The organism is Nocardioides psychrotolerans (genome assembly GCF_900113685.1).
Taxonomy (GTDB): domain Bacteria; phylum Actinomycetota; class Actinomycetes; order Propionibacteriales; family Nocardioidaceae; genus Nocardioides; species Nocardioides psychrotolerans.
Map to the genome: position 1 here is coordinate 221724 of NZ_FOQG01000003.1, position 14638 is coordinate 236361.

A 14638-nucleotide genomic window follows, 5' to 3' on the forward strand; every position below is an offset into this window, starting at 1 on the left:
GAGACCTCGGCGCCCCTAGCTCGTTGAGGTGGGCATGAGACCGTCCGCACGCCTCCGGCGACTCGTCGCCACCGCCCTGGCCGGTGCCGTCGTCGGCGCCCTGACCACCGCCCCGGCGCAGGCCGACCCCCCGCAGGCCGACCCCCAACCGTCGGACCCGGCGTACACCGCACGGGACGTGCAGAACATCGCCGACGCCTACGGCCGGATCCAGGGTCCGGGTGGCCAGCTGCGCAACACCGCCTACCTGCCGGCGCTGGTCCAGGCGGCGACGGCCCGGAGCGTGCAACAGATGCTCACCCAGGTCGCCTCGCCGACGCGTCCGGCGGTGACGGCCGGCAACTTCTTCCCGGGGTGGAACGTCGGCAACCCGCTGCGCGACGGCTGGTCCGGCACCCGCGGGCTGAGCCGCAAGGTCGCCTTCACCAACCAGCACGGCGCGCTCCTGCGCGGCACCGTGTGGCGCCCCGAGCCCGGGGCCCGCGACCCCTACACCGGTCGTGTCCTGCGCGGCCCGTTCCCCGGCGTGGTGCTCACCGAGGGCTCGGTGCAGGGCTCGGAGGGGATGTACGAGTGGCTCGCCCAGGACCTCGCAGAGCGCGGCTACGTGGTGCTGACCTACGACGTGCAGGGCCAGGGCACCAGCGAGACGCTGCCGCACGACCCCGGCGACGTCTTCCCGACCTGCTGCTCCGGCGTGCCGTTCCAGCAGCTCTCCAACTTCGTGGTCGGCACCCGCAACGCGCTCGACTTCTTCACCTCCACGCCGTCGCGGCCCTACGCCAACCCGTCGGCCGCGCGCGGTGAGGCCACCCCGTTCAACCCCTACTGGCGGCTCTTCGACCGCTCCCCCGACCGGCGTACGGCGACCCCGGGGCGGACCACCCGGATCGCAATCATCGGCCACTCCCTCGGCGCCCAGGCCGTGTCCCAGGTGCAGGCCACCGACCGTCGCGTCGCGGCGGTCGTCGCGCTCGACAAGCTGCGCGGCGGCGACGGGACCCGCCCCGCGGTGCCGGCGCTCGCGGTGCAGTCGGAGTACGGCTTCACGGTCTCCCCGTGGTTCACCAGCGGCGGCAGCTCAATCACCCCGCAGCCCTCGCCCGACGGTCCCGACCCGATGCGCGAACGGGCCACCGGCTTCGACGCCTGGCGCGCGGCCGGCGTCGACTCGATGCTGGTCGTCCCACGCGCCTCGACCCACCTCGACTACACCGACATCCCGCTGGTGCTGCCGGCCAGCCGCTACGGCCAGGACCTGACCAGCGTCTACACCCAGCTCTGGCTGGACCGCTACCTCAAGCACCGCGACAACACAGCGGCCCTGCTCGGAGGCCGGTTCCGCTACCTCGAGCCCGTCGGTGACGGTCGTTGGAGCCCGGTCACGCTGCGCCGCGACGCGCTGCTGAGCTTTTACTACTGCTCGGCCTACAGCCTGGACGCTCGCGGCAAGGCCGCGGCTCGTCGTACGGGCGACGTGACGGGGGTCGGCTGCTAGCCCGACGCGCTCAGCCGACGCGCTCAGCCGACCCGCGCGATCGAGAGCGCCAGGCCGGTGAGGTGGCCCAGGCGTGCGACCTCCGAGTCGAGGAACTCCGGGCCGCCGCGGCGGCCGATGACGACGATCTCGTTGCCGTCGAGCCGGGCGGCGACATAGAGGGTGTCGTCACCGTCGGACTCCAGGCGGGTTGCCCGGTCGAGCTCCACGAAGTCGAACTCGTCAGGCGCTGCCCCGGTGCCGTGGACGACCCCGGTCGCCCGGTGCAGCCGGAGCGCCCAGTCGGAGCGGAACGTCATCGGCAGCAGGTCCACGAGGCGGTTGATCGCCTCGGTCGGGTGAGCGGTGAGGTCCTCGACGGCCTCGAGGTCCAGGAAGAGGTTGCCACCGGCTGCGTAGCGGCTGATCCACACCACGTTGACCCCGTCGAGCGCGTTGCACGCCGAGACGATCGAGTCGGGCATGATCCCGTCGATCATCTCCAGCAGCACATCGTCGACCGCGGTGCCGTCGTGGCGTTTCTCGACGATCTCGATGGCCTCGATGTCGCCGCCCGCCTCACCGACGGCGGAGGCCAGACGCCCCAGGGACCCGGGGACGTCGGGCAGCTCGACACGCAGCAGGTAAGGCACGCGAGGACCCTAGCCTCCGCAGGTTGCCACGCCGTTTCGGCCACTCATCCGCTGGACCCGTGCAGCCGCAGCCGCAGTCCGGTGGCCCGCTGGGCCTGGGTCGCGACGGCAGCGCGCACCGCCTCCTCGGAGCCGACCACCCGCACGTGCGACTGGGCCCGGGTGACCGCGGTGTAGAACAGCTCGCGGGTCAGCAGCCGTGACCCCGCCTCGGGCAGCAGGACCGTGACGCGCTCGGCCTGGCTGCCCTGGCTCTTGTGGATGGTCATCGCGTGCATCGTCTCGATCGCCTCGAGCCGCCCGGGCGCGAGGTCGCGCAACGTCTCCGAGCCCGCGATCCACACCCGCAGCCGCCCGTCCGGCTGCAGCACCGCGACCCCCGACTCGCCGTTGTAGACCCCCAGCGCGTAGTCGTTGGTCGTCACCAGGACCGGACGCCCGACGTACCAGGTCGTGTAGATCGGCACGCCCGTCTCCTCTGCGACCCAACGCTCGACCTGACTGTTCCAGTGTCGTACGCCGAAGGGTCCCTCCCGGTGGGCACAGAGCAGGCGGTGCCCGTCGAGGGCCGCGAGGGCCTGCTCGTGGTCGCCGGCGACGGCCGCCTCACGGACGGCGAGCGCCGAGGCCAGCGCGTCCTCGCGCAACGCGGCGGCCGGGTCGTCGGTCTCGACGAACTCCACCTCGTCGCTGGTGCGGCGCAGCGTCGCCAGCACGGCGTCGGCGTCACCGACGCGGAGCGCCTCGGCGAGGTCCTTGATGTCTTCGGTGGAGCGGAAGTTCTCGGTCAGCGACGCGACGGGGGAGGCCGGGTGTCCCTCGAAGCCGCGCACCACGTCGGCCAGCACCGCGCCGGCCCCGACCGAGGTGAGCTGGCGGGGGTCGCCGACCAGCAGCAGCCGGGCCTCGGGTCGCACCGCCTCGAGCACCCGGCCCATCATGGTGAGCTCGACCATGGAGCACTCGTCGACCACCACGACGTCGTACTTCAACCGGTTGGCGCGGTCGTGGCGGAAACGGGTGCGGTTGTCGTGACGGAAGCCGAGCAACCGGTGCAAGGTCATCGCGTCGGGTCGGCCGACGCGCTCCTGGTCGGCGGGGTCGAGACCCGCGAGCTCACCCAGCACCGCCTCCTGGACCCGGGTCGCAGCCTTGCCGGTGGGGGCGGCGAGGGCGATCGAGCAGCGGCGGCCCGCGACGGCCGCCTGGTCGGCAAGCAGCACCAGCATCCGGGCCACGGTCGTGGTCTTGCCGGTGCCGGGTCCACCCGTCAGCACCGTGGTCCACCGACGCACGGCCCCCTCGGCGGCGGTCTCCTGCTCGGGGCTGAGGTGCTCGCCGCGGACCCGACCCAGGGCCGAGGCGAGGGCGGCCTCGTCGACGCTCGGAGCGTCCGCGGCGGCCCGCGTGAGCAGGTCGGCGGCCACCTGCGTCTCGAGGCGGTGGTAACGGTCGAGGTAGGTCAACGAGCCCTCGTGGCGCAGCACGCCCTCGGCGACCAGGCGCGAGGCCGTCAGGGCAGCGACCCACTCCACCGGCTCGGGCCACGGGAGCTCGGGGGCCAGCGCCGCGATCGTGGTCAGGTCGACGCACACCGAGCCGGCGCGCACCGCACGCACCGCGAGCGCGGCCGCGAGCAGCACCCGCTCGTCGGTCTCGGACGCGAGGTCGGCGACACGACCAGCGACGTGGACGTCGCCGGCCTCGAGGACGCCGGCCACGTTGAAGACCGCGAGCAGACCCTCCGCCCCCAGCGCCAACCGCCGGTCGTGGTCGCCCAGGGGCTCGAAGAGCTCGGTCATCGGCGCACCTCTCCGTCCAGCAGGTCTGACAGCTCCTCGACCAGGGCGACCGGCGGACGCCACGTGAAGACGCCGCAGGGCTCGCCGTCCACGAGCGGCGTCCCCGGACCGCACATGCCGCGCAGGTAGAGGTAGAGCACGCCGCCGAGGTGCACCGCGGGGTCGTAGCCCGGCTGGCGCCAGCGCAGGAAGCGGTGGAGCACCGCGGCGTAGAGCAGCGCCTGGAGGGGGTAGTCGGAGTGGCCCATGGCGTCGTCGAGCGCCTGGGGCCGGTAGGAGTGGGCGGTGAGCGGCTCATCACGCGGGCCCAGCCAGTTGGTCTTGTAGTCGACGATCACGTAGCGCGGTGACGCCGGTGTGCCGAGCCGGAGCACGACGTCCACCGAGCCGGTGAGGTAGCCGCGGAGAGTCTGCTCCCCCAGCGCCGGCAGGGCCAGTGCCTCGGCGTAGCCCCGCACCGGGTCGCCCTCGGGCAGGTGGCGACGCAGGAGGGGGGCAAGGTCACCCAGCCGGGCCCCCGCACCCGCACCCGGGAGGTCGCCCCCCGACAGCGGGAGCTCGAAGTCGAGCTCACGCAGCCGGTCGCGCAGCGGGACCTGTCGCAGCGTCGCCCCGTCGGCGACGGTGCCCAGGGGCGAGTCACAGACCGCGACGAGGGCCTCGACCAGCTCCTCACGGTCGAGGTCCACGGGCCACCAGCCCAGCTGCTCGTCGACGTGGGCACCCAGCTCGGCGCGCAGGTCGGCCGCGTCGGGGTCGGTGTGCTCGAGCACGGCGTGCACCAGGGAGCCGAAGGTGGCCCCGACGGGCAGCCCGGCCATCGGCGACAGCACCGACTCCGTCGCTGCGTCATCGGCCACACCGGCGACGTCGACGTCCTCGTCATCCTTGGCGAGCAGCTCGGGCTCACTGGTGACGGCCACGGCTCCGGGCGCGACGTCGACGTGGCTGAGCGCGGAGTAGGAGGTGCGGCGCCACTCGGTGTCGACGCTGCGACCGAAGCTGCGCACCGCGAGGTCGCCGACCTCGGGCAGCACGGGATCGGGACCCGGGTCCGCCCAGGCCGCCAGCTCGGGCGCCGGGCCGCCGCGGTCGCGCCACCGGGCGAAGAGGCCGACGACGTCGTCGTCGGTCGGCACCGGGGGCGAGGCGGGGACCTGACCGTCGGTGGGGTCGAGCCGCATCAGCAACCGGTGGAGCGGGGAGGCCACGGCGTTCTTGGTCGGGGCCCACCAGCACACCACCTGGGACTGGGCGCGGGTGATGGCGACGTAGAGCAGGCGCAGCCACTCCCCTGCCTCCTCGTCCGCCCAGCGCCGCACGTGCTCGGGCCACTCATCGCCACCACCGGCGCCGACGTCGAGGCAGCGGCGACCCTCGTCGTCGTGGAAGAGCGGGCGGGTCGGCTTGGGGACGAACCGGTCACCGAGGGCGGGGAGGTAGACGACGGGGTATTCCAGACCCTTGCTGGCGTGGATCGTGACGAGCTGGACCGCGGCCGCGTCGGAGTCGAGCCGCCGGGTGCGCTCGAGGCCGCGTCCGGCACGGCCCTCGACCACCTGCACCCGCAGCCAGGCCAGCAGCGAGACGACGCCGAGGCGCTCGGTGGTCGCGGCCTCGTGCAGGGCCTCGCCGATGTGGCGCAGGTCGGTCAGCACCCGCTCCCCGCCGACCTCGCGCAGCACCCGGGCCGGGAGGCCCGCGGCGGAGGCCGCCTCGAGGACGGCCGCGATCCCGCGACGCGGCACCACCTCGACCCACTCGCGCAGCACCTCCCCGACCTCCTCCGTGAGCCCGTCACCGCGCTCGTCGAGCTCGCGGGCGGTGTGGGGGAAGAAGCAGGTCAGCGCCGCGGCGCGCACGCGAGGGGCCCGGTGCGGCTGCTCGAGCGCCTCGAGCAGGATGAGCCACTCGAGGGCCGCCGGGGTCGCGAAGACGCTGCCCCCACCGGCGATCACGGCGGGGACCCCGACCGCGTGCAGCTCACGCTGGGACGCGGCGAGGTCGGCATGGCGGTAGCAGATGACCGCGACGTCGCGAGGCTCCAGCGCGCACCCGTCGAAGGTGGCACCGGACGCCAGGAGACGGCGTACGTCGAGGGCGAGGTCGGTGGCCACGTGGCGCCGGACGTCGGCGACCGCCAGCGACGCGCCGGGAGACCGCCCGAAGGCGTCGCGGCGCACCACCCGGAGACGGAACGGGGAGGCGACCGGGGTGCCGGCCAGCCGCGGCTCCTGGTGGTGCACCGTCACCGGTCGCGCGACGATCCGCCGATCGCCGAGCTCTGCCCCCACGAGCAGCTCCTGGAGGCCCGCGAGCAGACCGGCGTCACTGCGTCGGTTCGTGCCGAGCGTCTGCTGGGTCGTCGCGGTCTCGGCGGCCGCGAGGTAGGTCGTGACGTCTCCGCCACGGAAGGCGTAGATGGCCTGCTTGGGGTCGCCGATGAGCACCATCGTGGCGACGCCGCTGAAGGCACGGTCGAGGACCTTCCACTGGACGGGGTCGGTGTCCTGGAACTCGTCGACCAGCACGATCCGCCAGCGGGCCCGCATGCGCACCCGCGCCGGCGAGTCCTCCGGCTCGAGCGCGTCGGCGAGCTGGCTGAGCAGGTCGTCGTAGGAGAGGATCCCGAGCCGACGCTTGCGGAGCTCGAGCTCCTCGCGGACCTTGAGCGCGAAGCCCACCCGGCGACCGGCCGGGGTCGAGCGGTCGACGGACACCGGCTCGAGCCAGGCCTGCGGGTCGCGCACGACCGCGCGGGCGATCTCGAGGGCCTCGGTGTGCGTGAAGACCGGCACGCCGGAGGCGAAGGCGAAGGCCCGCAGGTAGAGGTCGTCGACGACCTCGGAGACCAGGTCGTCGAGGTCCTCGACCAGCCGCGCCCGCGCGTCGGTGTCGCCGGCCACCCCCAACGAGCTGAGCACCAGGGAGCAGAACTGATGGGTGGTGGCGATCGTGGCCCCGTCGAAGCCGACCAGCGCATCGACGACGCGCTGGTGGCGCAACGCCCGCTGATCGGCGTCGCACTCGACCAGCAGGGTGAGCAGGGAGGACGCCCCGATGTCGACGCCAGGGTCGACGCCGAGCGCCCGCTCGGCCTCGACCAGCTGGGCCCGCACCCGCTCGCGCAGCTCCTGGCTGGCGGCGCGACCGAAGGTCACGACCAGCATCTCGTCGAGGCCGGCGACCCCCTCCGCGACGTAGCGGGTGACGAGCGCCGCGATCGTCCAGGTCTTGCCGGTGCCGGCGCTGGCCTCGAGCAGGGTCGTCCCCACCACGGGCAGCGGCGCGGCGATGTCGAAGGTGGGCAGGTCATTCCTCACAGGTCACTCCTCTCAGGCCTCACAGGGCAGCCACCCTCTCGCCGCCGGCGAGGAGGGGCTCCCACACCTGCCACGCGTAGGTCGCGAGGCCGGCGGCGAGGAGCACCTCGACCGGCTGGTCGGGACCGAACGCACGGACGTGATGGTCGTCGGCGTCCTCGCCCTTGATCCCGAAGGCGTTGTGCGGGTCGGTCGTCCACGCCCGACGGGCCAGCTCCACGGGAGAGACGTCGTCGCCCCTGAGCTCGCGGGCCCGCCCATCCGCCCAGGCGGCCGCCGTCTGGATCGGCAGCGGCAGCGGGGTGCGCAGGCCGAGGTCGCGCAGCTCGACGAGGGTGCGCAGGTGGTCGACGGCCCGGTGGTCCAGCGGACCCGCCAGGGCACGGCGGGGGCCGGCCCGTTCTCGCCCGACGGCGTGGGCGGTCCAGCTGGCGTCGGGGCGGGCGGCGCTCAGGGCGAGCAGGTCGATCCACGAGTGCAGGCGCTGGCGGGGCTTGAGCCGGGAGTAGCCCAGGGAGACCAGCTTGGCGCCGTAGAGGCCGGAGACCGTGCCGGAGAGGCGTCGACCGCCGCCGAGGTCCACGTCGACGTCCACCGAGCGCGCCGCCCCCACCCGGAGGTCGGCGGTGCGGTCGAAGAGCTTCTGGGACTCTGCGACGACGCCCTTCAACGTCGTGACGCCGAGGTCACCGGGGGGCAGCGTGCCGCGCAGCTGCTCGGCGAGCATCACGGCCGTGTCGTCCTGGCCCGCCATCACCTCACGGAGCAGGTGGTCACCGATGTGCCACTCCTCGAGCTTGTCGAGCTCCACCGGGATCGCGTCACGCAGCTCGTCGGGCGACAGCGGCACCGACACCTCGAGCCTCTGGCGCAGGAAGGAGCGCACCGGGTGGGTGAAGAACGTCTTGAGGTCGGCCAGGGAGACGTCCTCGACCGGCCGCTCGGGCAACGGTCCGTCGAGCAGGGGTGGCCGGGCGACCCGGGGGCCGACCATCGCGCGCGCCCCGGCGAGCGCGGCGCGGTCGAAGCTGAAGGGGCGCCCCGGGTCGCCCGGCAGCAGCCGCCCGGGCTGGAGGTTGCGGGGGTCGTGCGGCTGGAGCGGGTGCTCGACCAGCACGCTGTCGCGCACGGGGGCGGCCGCGGTGCGGTCGGCGGCGTCGAGCACCTCCCCCAGGGGCACGGCGGGGGGTCGTGCGGCACCGGAGTGCTCGTTGGCGCCGGTGTAGGTGACGACGACCGTCTCGGTCGCGGCGAGCAGCGCGTCCAGGAGCAGCTGCCGGTCCTCGCTGCGCGCGTCGCGCTCACCGGTGAGGGGACGTCGGGCGAGGACGTCGTCGCCGTCCTCGATGCTCACACGCGGGAAGACCCCGTCGTCGAGGCCGACGAGGCACACCACGCGGTGGGGCACCGAGCGCATCGGGACCATGGTGCACACGGTGAGGGTGCCGGTGCGGAAGTTGGCCCGGGTCGGGCGTCCCCCGAGCCTCGAGGCCAGCAGCGCCCGGACGTCGGCGAGCCGGAGCGGCACCTCGGGGGTGTCGTGGCCCGAGCGCGCCGCCGCGGTCAGCTCGCGCTCGAGCTGCGGCACCTGCCAGGCGTCGTCCGGGGCGACGTCGGTCAGACCGAGCACTCCCTCGGTGAGGGCACGCATCCAGGAGTCGACGCCGCTCGCCGCCTCGAGCGCGACGACACAGGCGCCGAGCCGGTCGACCAGCTCGGCCAGCCGCCCGACGAGGTCGACGTCGTTGCTGCCGACGTCGTCGACCGGCAGGCCGCGCCCGACGTGGCGGTGGTCGTCGCCGCTCATCGCGACACCGAGCAGCATGCGGTCGAGGCCCGCCCGCCAGGTGTTGTGCTCGAAACGCTGCATCTCGAACCGGCCGCGCTGGGCGGCGTCGAGCCCCCAGCGGATGCCGGCCTCGCCGACCCAGCGGGTGATCCGGTCGAGGTCGTCGTCGGTGAAGCCGAAACGCAGCCGCACCGCCGGGGTGCTGGCGAGGTCGAGGACCTGCGAGGCGGTGAGTCGTCCGGACGCGAGCTCGACCAGGCCCGCCGCGATCGCGAGGAGCGGGTTGGTGCTGGTCAGTGCCCGGTCGGCCAGGCGCACCCGGAGCCGGTGGGCGGGATGGCCACCGCCAGCCGCCTGGTCGACGACGTCGGCGAGACCGAAGCCCGCCGAGAACAGCGGGGCGTAGGTCTCGATGTCGGGACACATCACGAGGATGTCGCGGGGCTCGAGCGTGGGGTCGTCGGCGAGCAACCCGACCAGCACCTCGCGCAGGACGTCGACCTGGCGGGCCGCGCCGTGGCAGGCGTGGACCTGGAGGCTGCGGTCGGAGGCTGCGGGCACCCGGACCGCGCGGGCCTCGGCGGACGGCGCGCCGTTGGCCCGGAGGTCGTGCTGGAGCCAGCCGAGGATGGTGGTGGGCTCCTCGACCGCCACCCCCACCGGCTCGTCGACCGTCGCGACCGGCGCCAGGGTGCGGCGCAGCTCCCGGGCGTCCCGGCCCAGCGAGGCCAGGAGCGGGTGACCCACGGCGCCGGCCGACTCGTCGTCGTCGCGGGCGACCACGCCACCGACCCCGGCCAGGGCGTCCCACAGCGCTGGTGAGGGCTGCGGCAGCCAGAGGTGCACCTCGCGTGTCGTCGCCAGGGCGCCGAGGAGCGCGACCTCGGTCGCGGGCAGCCGGGTGTGGCCGAAGAGGGAGAGGCGTTCCGGCAGGTCGAGGCCCGCGCCGCCGGCGCGGAGCAGGGCGAGCGCCCGGTCGTGGCGCACGTCCGGGGGCTCGACGTCGACCCGCTCCAGCAGCCGCTGCCAGAGCAGCGCCTGCCACACCAGGTCGGGCGCCAGCTCACCTCCGGCACCGTCGGTGAGGAGCCCGTCGCGCCAGTCGGTGACGAGCTGGGGCCGCTGGACGGCGTAGGAGGAGAAGAGCCCCGCGAGGCGCCGCGCGACGGAGAAGCGTCGGTCACGCCGCAGCCCGCCCTCCTCGCCGTCGCGACCGTGGCCGAGGTGCGCCGCCAGGGTCGCGGCCCAGGGCTCGTCGAGGCTCGCGTCGATCGCCGCGAGGAGCGGCCAGACCAGGCGGTCGGCGTCCCAGACGTCCTCACGACCACGGTCGAGCAGCAGGGAGACCAGCGAACGGGGGTTGAGGAACCGCACCCCCGCGCAGACCCCGTCGGCGCCCCTGTCGCCCACACCGAGCCGGTGCGAGAGCCGCTGGGTGAGCCACCTCTCGACCCCCTTGGCCGGCACCACCACGAGCTCCTGGGCGAACGGGTCCGGCAGTGGGGACGCAAGCAGGTCGCCGAGCGCGTCGGCGAGCTGGTCGGTGCGCGAGGCGCGGTGGAGGTGGAGGCTCATCGCGGCCGACCCTAGACGGCTGCACCGACGAGTCGGTCAGTCGTCGCCCCAGTGTGCTGCGGTGTCGGCCTTCTCCCGCTCGGCAGCGAGCTGCGTGACCGCGTCGGGGTGGCCGTGGAAGCGGCGATAGCTGTAGACCACCAGCGCGAGGGCGATGAAGCCCGACGCGATCTGCGTGACCGCGGTGGCGAGGCCGCCGGGCAGCCACCAGCCATCGCTGAAGGGCCACCAGCCGGGCGCCGGAGGACTCCAGATCCAGACGGCCCCGGCGACGAACAGCAGCAACGCACCGGTCACCGAGGCGACCACGCGAGGGATCGTCTCGACGCTCTCGGCCGCACCCTTGAGCGCGCGGAACTTGATGGGCGCGAGGCGACGCTCGGCCCACTCGTACTGTTGGGAGAGGATCGCGAGGCCACCGAAGACCATCAGCAGCCCCGGCCCGGGCAGGATCAGCGCAGCGATGCCGGCCACGACCAACAGCCAGCCGACACCCTCGAGCGCGACTCTCTTCGCGGCACCCTTCATGCCATAACTCTGGCAGATCGGGACAAGTGTCGATGCCGGACGGACGCCCGGCCTCGGCGGCTCAGCTCCTGGCGTACGTCGCGAGGTAGGCGCGTCCCTCGTCGTCGAGGCGCCCGTGGGCCTCGGCGACCTTCGCCCAGCGGACCGTCATCCGCAGGAAGCGCAGGGGGTTGTAGACGTCCTCCTCGCGGCTGAAGAGCCCGTTGCCGGCGTAGGTCATGATCGTGAGGTTGGCGGCCTCGTGGAGCGATCCGTCACCGGGATCCGGCATCAGGTTGCGCACCTCGCAGATCAACCGCGAGGTCGCCTCGTCGACCACCTGCCAGGCCAACGGGAAGGAGGTCATCGTCCCGCCCGGGAACGAGGTCATGGTGGCGACCGACCACTCGCGGATCGCGTCACGACCGTGGAAGGTGCCGAAGGCGTGCTCGACGTAGTCGGCGTCCTCGGTGAAGTTGAGGGCGAAGTCGGCCCAGTCTCCGGTGCGGGCGTGCTCCTGGACCCGCGCATGCATCGCGGCGTAGGCCTCGGTGATCTCCTCGGCACGGAACAACTGACCTGTCACGGGGCCTAAGGTCCCACCCCCCATGACCGATGTCACGTAAAGCACCCCGCCGGGCACCCGCGCGAGGTTACGTTTCGACGGCTCGGGCTCCTCGATCCGAGCACCGAGGGAGGGAAACCCGGATATGACCAGGATGTGGAAGCTGGCGCTCGCGACGTTCGTCGCGATCGCGCTGATGGCCGGATTCACCGGCACGAGTGCCACCGCAGCACCGGTGCGCGCAACAGCGGGCCCAGGATCGACAGCCCCAGGATCGACGGCGGAGCGGGCTGACGAGTGCGGTCAGCAGCAGGCACGCGTGGCCCGGACCCAGCGCAACGCCGCGATCAAGAAGACCCAGCTGGCCAAGGCCGGCAAGGTCCTCAAGCAGGCCAGCAAGCGACTGCAGAAGGCCAAGAAGTCCGGCCAGAAGGCCCTGATCAAGAACGCCAAGAAGGGCGTCAAGCGCGCCAAGGCCAACCGGGCCGTCAAGGTCCGCAACCTGAAGACGGCGCGCAACCTGGTCGCCGTGGCGGCCCAGCAGCTGCGCTCCTGCCAGCAGGCCGGTGGTGGTGGCGGCACGGCCGGTCCGCTCCAGCCCGTCTGTGACGCCGGCCTGCCCCAGGCCGTCTGCGACGCGCTCGACAGCCTCCCGCTCCCCGGCGGTGCGCCCGGCGCGACCAGCCCGATCCAGACCCTCTGCGACGCCGGTCTGCCCCAGGCGATCTGCGACGCAGCAGCCACCGGGGTCCCGTCCATCCCGGGCGTCGACAACCCGATCCAGGCCCTCTGTGACGCCGGTCTGCCCCAAGGCATCTGCGACCTCGCAGGTGGTCAGGTCGGCCTCGACACCCTGCCCATCCCGGGCGGCCTGCCCGGCATCCCGTCGTTCCCCGGCATCCCTGAGGTCCCGGGCCTCGACACCCTGCTCGCCCTGCTCTCGCCGCTGACCAACCAGCTCCCGCTGGCCACCGTCTGCGACACGATCGACATCCCGGTCGTCTGCGACCTGGTCGGCTGAGCAACCCCTGGCTCCACGGCAATGCACACCGCGCCGTCACCCTGCTGGGTGGCGGCGCGGTGTCGAAGGTGTCGTACGTCAGCTGAGGTGGTGGACCTCCTGCTGGCCGTAGACCGGGGTGTCGATCCCGACGCTGCGGGCCTTGAGCTGCAGCGCGAGGTAGAGCGAGTAGTGGCGCGACTGGTGCAGGTTGCCGCCGTGGAACCACAACGCCTCCTGCTGGGTGGGCTTCCACATGTTGCGCTGCTCGCCCTCCCAGGGGCCGGGGTCCTTCGTGGTGTCGGACCCGAGGCCCCACACCTTGCCGACCTTGTCGGCGACCTCCTGGCTGATCAGGTCGGCGGCCCAGCCGTTCATCGAGCCGTAGCCGGTGGCGTAGACCACCAGGTCGGCCGGCAGCTCGGTGCCGTCGGCGAGCACGACCGCGTCCTCGGTCAGGTGGTCGACCTGGCCGTGCGCGAGCTTGACCTCACCGTCGGCCACCAGCTCGGCGGCACCGACGTCGATGTAGTAGCCCGACCCGCGCCGGAGGTACTTCATGAACAGGCCCGACCCGTCGTCGCCCCAGTCGTGGCGGAAGCCGGAGGCCTCGAGCCGCTCGTAGAAGTCCTTGTCCCGCTCGGCCATGGCCTCGTAGGCAGGGATCTGGAAGGTGTGCAGGATCCGGTAGGGCAGCGAGGCGAAGATCAGGTCGGCCTTCTCCGTCGTGACCCCGGCCGCCAGTGCCCGCTCGGAGTAGAGGTCGCCGAGGCCGAGGTCCATCAGGCTGTCGCTCTTCACGATGTGGGTCGAGCTGCGCTGCACCATCGTGACGTCGGCGTCGTTCTCCCACAGCGCCCCGCAGATGTCGAAGGCGGAGTTGTTGCTGCCGACCACCACGCACCTCTTGCCGGCGTAGGCGTCCGGGCCCGGGTGGGCCGAGGAGTGGTGCTGGTCGCCGCGGAAGACGTCCTGGCCCGGGAGCACGGGGACCAACGGCTTGCCCGACATGCCGGTGGCGAGCACGAGCTGCTTCGGCCGCAGGGTGAGGGCCCGGCCCTCGCGCTCGATCTCGACGGTCCACTCCTGCGTCTCCTCGGAGTACGACGCCGAGGTGGCGACCGTGCTCGACCAGTAGGGCACCTCCATCACCCGGGTGTAGAACTCCAGCCAATCGCCCACCTTGTCCTTGGGCGCGAAGACCGGCCAGTTGTCGGGGAACTTCAGGTAGGGCAGGTGGTCGTACCAGACCGGGTCGTGCAGGCACAGCGACTTGTAGCGGCTGCGCCACTGGTCCCCGGGCCGGGCGTGCTTGTCGATGACCAGGCTCGGTACGCCGAGCTGGCGCAGCCGGGCGCCGAGGGCGATGCCGCCCTGGCCGCCGCCGATGACCAGCACCTCCGGCTGCGTCGTCGAGCCGAGCGACGCGGCCTCCTGCTGCTGCTTCTCCAGCCACGTGGTGCGGTGCTTGTCGGCGCCGTGCTTGGCGCCCATCGGACGGTGGGTGCCCCGCGGCTCCTCGTGCCCCGTGAGCTCGAAGAGGCTGGTGAGGAAGGTCCACGCCAACGTCTCCCCCTCCTCCTCGACCAGGCGCACGAGGCCGCGACCACGCCCGACCGCGGTCTCGAAGGTGAACCAGGCCGTGGTCACCCCGTCGGCCTCGTCCGGTGGCTCCTCGGTGGCGAAGCCGGACGGGTCGACCCGCTCGAGGGTCTCCCCGAGCAGGTCGGCCACGCCGGTCGGGTTCTCGACGGTCGTGATGTTCCACGTGAAGGAGACCAGGTCGCGCCAGTAGCTCTCGGTGGCGAAGTGGCCGGCGGCACGTCGTACGTCGCGGGCGCGCAGCGCCTTCTCGAACGACGCGAGCCAGGCATCGGTGCGGGCCTGCGGGGAGGTGGTGGTCGGGGGATCGACGGTCTGGGTCATGTGAGCCAGACCACACCACCA

The 14638-nt window shown here is 73.1% G+C and carries 9 protein-coding genes; 2 read left to right on the forward strand and 7 right to left on the reverse strand.

What is annotated here, in order from left to right; all coding sequences use genetic code 11:
• Positions 1–34: 34 nt before the first annotated feature.
• Complete coding sequence (locus BM204_RS05455; RefSeq protein ID WP_174812992.1) at positions 35–1498, forward strand: alpha/beta hydrolase family protein; 1464 nt, start codon at positions 35–37, stop codon at positions 1496–1498.
• A gap of 23 nt (positions 1499–1521) precedes the next feature.
• Here the strand turns inward: BM204_RS05455 and BM204_RS05460 are convergent, their stop codons facing one another.
• The 6 genes from BM204_RS05460 to BM204_RS05485 all read right to left on the reverse strand — a co-directional run bounded on the left by BM204_RS05460 (position 1522) and on the right by BM204_RS05485 (position 11712).
• The gene (locus BM204_RS05460) at positions 1522–2130 is read right to left on the reverse strand and encodes an ACT domain-containing protein (protein WP_091111057.1); all 609 of its coding nucleotides are present in this window, start codon (positions 2128–2130) and stop codon (positions 1522–1524) included.
• Between the two features lie 44 nt (positions 2131–2174).
• Entirely contained in the window at positions 2175–3932 is a 1758-nt protein-coding gene (recD, locus tag BM204_RS05465) for an exodeoxyribonuclease V subunit alpha (protein ID WP_091111058.1), read from the reverse strand.
• Entirely contained in the window at positions 3929–7255 is a 3327-nt protein-coding gene (locus BM204_RS05470) for a UvrD-helicase domain-containing protein (protein WP_246166069.1), read from the reverse strand. The genes recD and BM204_RS05470 overlap by 4 nt, the downstream gene beginning before the upstream one ends.
• 19 nt (positions 7256–7274) lie before the next feature.
• Positions 7275–10619 (reverse strand): exodeoxyribonuclease V subunit gamma, encoded by a 3345-nt coding sequence (recC, locus tag BM204_RS05475; protein ID WP_091111059.1) that lies wholly within the window; start codon positions 10617–10619, stop codon positions 7275–7277.
• A gap of 36 nt (positions 10620–10655) precedes the next feature.
• Positions 10656–11147 carry a PGPGW domain-containing protein gene (locus tag BM204_RS05480; protein ID WP_091111060.1) on the reverse strand — a complete coding sequence of 164 codons (492 nt, stop codon included), beginning with the start codon at positions 11145–11147 and terminating at the stop codon, positions 10656–10658.
• Between the two features lie 61 nt (positions 11148–11208).
• Positions 11209–11712, reverse strand: coding sequence for a nuclear transport factor 2 family protein (locus BM204_RS05485; protein ID WP_218031157.1), 504 nt, complete (start codon positions 11710–11712; stop codon positions 11209–11211).
• 124 nt (positions 11713–11836) lie between these two features.
• Between BM204_RS05485 and BM204_RS05490 the strand changes: the two genes are divergently transcribed.
• Complete coding sequence (locus BM204_RS05490) at positions 11837–12712, forward strand: hypothetical protein (protein WP_143099661.1); 876 nt, start codon at positions 11837–11839, stop codon at positions 12710–12712.
• Positions 12713–12790: 78 nt separating this feature from the next.
• Here the strand turns inward: BM204_RS05490 and BM204_RS05495 are convergent, their stop codons facing one another.
• Entirely contained in the window at positions 12791–14617 is a 1827-nt protein-coding gene (locus BM204_RS05495; protein WP_091111063.1) for a flavin-containing monooxygenase, read from the reverse strand.
• Positions 14618–14638 lie beyond the last annotated feature (21 nt).

What these genes read in the sequence shown, in the direction of transcription:
- BM204_RS05495 (WP_091111063.1), bottom strand. Translation starts at nt 14,617, where the DNA reads ATGACCCAGACCGTCGATCCCCCGACCACCACCTCCCCGCAGGCCCGC.
- BM204_RS05490 (WP_143099661.1), top strand. Translation starts at nt 11,837, where the DNA reads ATGACCAGGATGTGGAAGCTGGCGCTCGCGACGTTCGTCGCGATCGCG.
- recC (WP_091111059.1), bottom strand. Translation starts at nt 10,619, where the DNA reads ATGAGCCTCCACCTCCACCGCGCCTCGCGCACCGACCAGCTCGCCGAC.
- BM204_RS05455 (WP_174812992.1), top strand. Translation starts at nt 35, where the DNA reads ATGAGACCGTCCGCACGCCTCCGGCGACTCGTCGCCACCGCCCTGGCC.
- BM204_RS05480 (WP_091111060.1), bottom strand. Translation starts at nt 11,147, where the DNA reads ATGAAGGGTGCCGCGAAGAGAGTCGCGCTCGAGGGTGTCGGCTGGCTG.
- recD (WP_091111058.1), bottom strand. Translation starts at nt 3,932, where the DNA reads ATGACCGAGCTCTTCGAGCCCCTGGGCGACCACGACCGGCGGTTGGCG.